This is a genomic window from Vibrio sp. D173a (assembly GCF_030248475.1).
This window is the reverse complement of sequence record NZ_JAHGAH010000106.1, coordinates 1-846: the sequence shown is the minus strand read 5'-3', so window position 1 is coordinate 846 and position 846 is coordinate 1. Positions and strand designations below refer to the sequence as shown.

General features: G+C 49.4%; 1 protein-coding gene. It reads left to right on the top strand.

What is annotated here, in order from left to right:
* Nucleotides 1-583: 583 nt before the first annotated feature.
* Nucleotides 584-846: reverse transcriptase N-terminal domain-containing protein (locus KIV40_RS11880; protein WP_285349366.1), on the top strand; the 263-nt coding region annotated here is incomplete at its 3' end.

The following is an 846-nucleotide window of genomic DNA, read 5'->3' as shown; positions in this document are numbered from 1 at the left end:
TGTCCGTGCGACGTGAAGTCGCATGAAGCGCTGTTCACCGCGATAAGAGTGAACCGTTTGTATCACCAGACGACCCTAAGGCTCTGAATAAAGCAGCGAGCCTGACAATGTAACGAAGTTTGGCACTGTGCCAAACGGGAGCAGAACCGTGAGGGAATGCTCCTCCTGATAACCACGAATTGGGTGAGTGCTAGGGAATCAGTATGATGAACGAAAGTGAATCCATGTAAGGTGCGTCATATTTGAAGCAGCGGAAGTGGTTAATACGCTGTGGCCAAACGGCGATGGGAGTAGGAAAGAGGTTGGACAATACTCTTTCGTGATCGATAGGCTCCTCGCACTATAGTGGGCATCTACCCTGATATTGCGCGACATGCGGAACACGGTAAGCCAGTATCGTTCCTTCGGGAAAGCTGTCTGTGAAGAGAGCCGATAGCGGTGCTGGTAAAGGAGGTTGGAAAAAGCGAATGCTGCATTGTAATGATGCAGATACAGACGGATGTCTGACACGAAAGTGTGCCCACTTCCAACTGGTCTCCCATTGCAAGATGATTTGGAAAACTTTATTTAAGAAGGAACGCAGATGATCTCTTCTCATGAAGTGAGTGCCCCTTCTGGCAGCGCCCAATGGCAATCCATCGACTGGAAAGCGGTTGAGCGCCATGTGTTAAGGCTCCAGATGCGCATTGCAAAAGCAATCCGAGAAGGTAAACACGGTAAGGCGAAAGCACTACAGTGGATACTGACTCACTCGAAAGCAGCAAAACTTCTCGCTGTTCGTCGAGTATCACAAAACAAAGGCAGTAAAACGCCAGGAATTGACGGTGACATCTGGAACACCGATGC